This is a genomic window from Micromonospora sp. H61 (assembly GCF_018070325.1).
Classification (GTDB): domain Bacteria; phylum Actinomycetota; class Actinomycetes; order Mycobacteriales; family Micromonosporaceae; genus Micromonospora; species Micromonospora salmantinae.
In genome coordinates this window covers 1-3,902 of sequence record NZ_JAGPXY010000154.1, presented here as the reverse complement: position 1 = coordinate 3,902, position 3,902 = coordinate 1, and the positions used below count along the sequence as shown (strand labels likewise).

The following is a 3,902-nucleotide window of genomic DNA, read 5'->3' as shown; positions in this document are numbered from 1 at the left end:
CGGCGAGGCTCCCCGGGATGACCGCCGGCTCGGGCGGAAAGTGGTACGACAGGATGCCGATCTTCACCGGTGCGCCCCCGCCCCACAGGGATCGCCGGCGACCGGCGCGGCACCACGACCGGCCGGCGTGCGGCGCGCGTACGATGCCGACAACCCCTCCCCGCGCGGCCACCGGCGTCGACGCACCGCCCTCGCGGTGCGCGCTGCGGTGTCCGTACCGATGAGAGGGGCACCGATGGCTGATCGCGTGTTGTTCGTCTGCCACGCCAACCTGTGCCGGTCACCGATGGCCGAGTACCTGGCCCGCCGGCTGCTGGCCGACCGACCCGTCGAGGTGGCCAGCGCCGGCACCGACGCGATCGACGGGCTGGCCATGCACCCGTACGCCCTGGAGGTCGCGACCGAGAGCGGCACCGACCCGGCGGCGTTCCGGACCCGGGGGTTGCGCCCCGAGTATCTGGTCGACGCGACGCTCGTGCTGACCGCGACCCGACGCCAACGCTCGGTCTGCACCGCGTTGGCGCCGGGCGCGCTGCACCGGACGTTCACGTTGCGCCAGTTCGGCCGGCTGGCCGCGGCGGCCGAGACGCCCACCGACTCGGCCGACGACCCGCTGCGGGCGGCGATCGCCGCCGCCGCCCAGGCCCGGGGACGGCTGCAACCCGCCGCCCCGGACGAGGACGACCTTCGGGACCCGATCGGCGGTACCGCGGCCGACTTCAGACGCTGCGCCGAGGAGATCGAACGGTCGCTGCGACCCCTCGCCGCACTCATCGGGGCAGCCGGGTGAGTTCCTGGGTGTGGTCGGGGACCCCGTTGACCCCGTCGGCGGTCGCGCTGTGCCGGCCGGACGCGGCCCGGTCGGCCGGCACCGACGTCTCGGCCGTCGAGGCCACCACCCGGTAGGCCTCGTACTGGTACGCCTCGGCCTTGGCCACCTTCGCCATGTTCAGCACACAGCCGAGCAGCCGGACCGAAACCGAGTGCAGTGACCGGGCCGCCGCGGCGACCTGGGTCCGCGAGGTACGGCCCTGCTGGGTCACCAACAGCGCGCCGTCGGCCTGCACGGCCACCACCACGCCGTCGGTCACCGCCAGCAGCGGCGCGGTGTCGATGATCACGATGTCCGCCGACTCGCGCAGCGCCAGCAACAGGTCCGACATGGCCTTGGAGCCGAGCAGCTCGCTCGGGTTCGGCGGGGCCGACCCGCTGGGCAGCACCAGCAGGGACTTGTCGCCCCAGCGCTGCACGACGTCGCCCACCTTCACGTCGCCCACCAGCACGTCGGTGAGGCCGACGCCGGCGTCCAGGCCCAGGTAGTCGTCGACCTTCGGGCGGCGCAGATCGGCGTCGACAAGCAGCACCCGCCAGCCCGCCTCGGCCAACGCGATGGCCAGGTTGCAGGAGAGGGTGGTCTTGCCCTCGCCCTGAAGGGCACTGGTCACCGCGATGACCCGGGCCGGCTCGTGGACGTCCACGAAGCGCAGGTTGGTCCGCAACTTGCGGACCGCCTCGGCGCGCGCCGAGGTCGCGGCGTCGCCCACGATGAGCGGAGCGCTGCGGGCGTTGGCCTCGAACGGAATCTCACCGAGCAGCGGGCTGCCGGTGGCGCGTTGCAGGCCGGCGGCGTCGCGCAGTCGGACGTCGGCGACGCCGCGCAGGATCGCCAGACCGATGCCGAGGATCAGGCCGATCAGGCCACCGAGGGTGAGGTTGCGAACCGGCTGCGGCGAGACGGGGTCGGCGCTGACCCGCGGGCCACTGACCACCTCGATCTTGATGGGCGCCTTGCCCTCCGGCGTCGTCTCCACCTTCTGTACGAGCTCGACGAACTTGTTGGCGAGGGTCTCCGTCACGCGCAAAGCGCGGGTCTGGTCGGTGTCGGTGACCGATGCCCGCAGCAGAACGGTGCCGGTCTCGGTGGAGGTGCTCACCCGACGCTGCACCTCGTCGGCGGTGAGGCCGACCGGAGTCTCGGCCACCACGCTCTGCGCCAGCCGGTCGCTGCTGAGCAGGTCGGCGTACGACTTGACGCGCTGCTGGAGGAAGAGCCCGCCCTGGTAGGCGTCGGTGACGCCGGTGTTGGGGGTGGTGACGAAGAAGGTCACCGAGGCGACGTACCGGGGTTGGGCCCGTACGGTCAGGAACGCCGAGACGCCGAGAGCCACCATGACCGTGACCAGCGCGACCCACCAGTGCCGACGCACGTGGCGCAATTGGCGGAGCAGGTCCATCAGGAGCGCCCCCGTGCCGGTCCGGTTACGGCAAATAACTTCACGAAAACCCCCAAGGTCGTCTCTAAACTCGTGAAACCATTAAAGCGGCTCATGCGGCTTATGTCCGGAGTTACCTATATTCCGGCGGCGAGATGTGCGCCCGCATGACCAACCCGACAAACGTCCATTCGGCAGCGGCGACAACCGGGAAAAAAGTCGAAGGCCGATCGGACGGCGTCCGATCGGCCCAGCGGTCGCCGCCGACCGCACCTCCGGATAGGGTCGACAGCGGTGTGCCGGGAAGTCTGGTCGGCGAGTGGATTCCTGCCGTCCCGACTCCTGTAGGTGAGCCCGAAGTTGACCTCCCCCACCCCGCCAGCCGATCCGCGTCCGCCGAAGATCCGGCTGTTCTCCCGATCGTCCTGGCCGGAGGCCCGGCACCTGGCCGACGTGCTGCGCACCGAGACCGTCGGTGGCGCGCTACTGCTGTCAGGCGCCGTGATCGCGCTGGTCTGGGCCAACTCCCCGTGGTCCGACTCGTACACCCGCCTCGGCGACGTGGTGCCCTGGCCCGGCGCGCCCTGGCACCTCGACCTGGACCTGGCCACCTGGGCGGCGGACGGCCTGCTGGCCATCTTCTTCTTCGTGGTGGGCCTGGAGCTCAAACGGGAGTTCGTCGCCGGTGACCTCCGCGACCCGCGCCGAGCCGCCCTACCGATGGCGGCCGCGCTCGGCGGGATGGTGCTGCCGGCGCTGATCTACGTGGCGGTGGTGCTGAGCGGGGGCGGGGAGGGCCTGCGCGGGTGGGCCATTCCGACCGCCACCGACATCGCATTCGCGCTCGCCGTACTCGCTGTGGTCAGCTCACATCTGCCCCAGGGGCTACGCGCATTCCTGCTCACCCTCGCGGTGGTCGACGACCTGTTCGCGATCACCATCATCGCGATCTTCTACACCGCCGACTTTCATCCCGTTCCGCTGCTCGCCGCGTTCGCGCCGATCGGGCTCTTCGCGGTGCTGGTGCAGCGGGGGCGCACCTGGTGGTGGGCGCTGATCCCCCTCGCGATCGCCGCCTGGACACTGATGCACGCCTCGGGCGTGCACGCCACTGTCGCCGGTGTCCTGCTCGGCTTCACGGTGCCGGTGCTCGCCCGCCGACGGGCGGACGGCGGCCAGCCGGCCAGCGCCAGCGCAGAGGCGGGCGAGGGTGGGCTCGCCGCCCGCCTGGAACACCGCTGGCGGCCCGTGTCGGCCGGCTTCGCGGTGCCGATCTTCGCCCTTTTCGCCGCCGGGGTCACCCTACGCGGCACCGACCTGGGCGCCCTGCTGAGCGACCCGATCGTGATCGCCATCGTCGCCGCCCTGGTGTTCGGCAAGAGCATCGGCATCTTCGGCTCGACGTACCTGCTGGCCCGGTTCACCCGCGCCGAACTGGACGAGGACATCACCTGGGTCGACCTGCTCGGGATCGCCCTGCTGGCCGGCGTCGGCTTCACCGTCTCGCTGCTCATCGGCGACCTGGCGTTCGGGGCGGGCAGCACTGCCGACGACCGGGTCAAGGCTGCCGTGCTGCTCGGCTCGGTGATCTCCGCCGGGTTGGCCGCCGCCGTGCTCAGACGCCGCAACGCGGCCTACCGGAGGGTGGCGCAGCGGGAGCGGCTGGACGCCGACGGGGACGGCGTACCC

The 3,902-nt window shown here is 71.8% G+C and carries 3 protein-coding genes; 2 read left to right on the top strand and 1 reads right to left on the bottom strand.

The window, feature by feature from the left end; all coding sequences use genetic code 11:
- The first annotated feature begins 235 nt into the window (after positions 1 to 235).
- Positions 236 to 790: a low molecular weight phosphatase family protein gene (locus tag KBX08_RS32415; protein WP_210787565.1), complete on the top strand. Its 555-nt coding sequence runs from the start codon at positions 236 to 238 to the stop codon at positions 788 to 790.
- Here KBX08_RS32415 and KBX08_RS32410 read toward each other — a convergent pair.
- Positions 771 to 2,234, bottom strand: a complete 1,464-nt coding sequence (locus KBX08_RS32410; protein WP_210787564.1) for a polysaccharide biosynthesis tyrosine autokinase — start codon at positions 2,232 to 2,234, stop codon at positions 771 to 773. The genes KBX08_RS32415 and KBX08_RS32410 overlap by 20 nt on opposite strands.
- 339 nt (positions 2,235 to 2,573) lie before the next feature.
- Between KBX08_RS32410 and nhaA the strand changes: the two genes are divergently transcribed.
- A partial coding sequence (gene nhaA / locus KBX08_RS32405; RefSeq protein ID WP_247670444.1) for a Na+/H+ antiporter NhaA occupies positions 2,574 to 3,902 on the top strand: 1,329 nt, incomplete at its 3' end.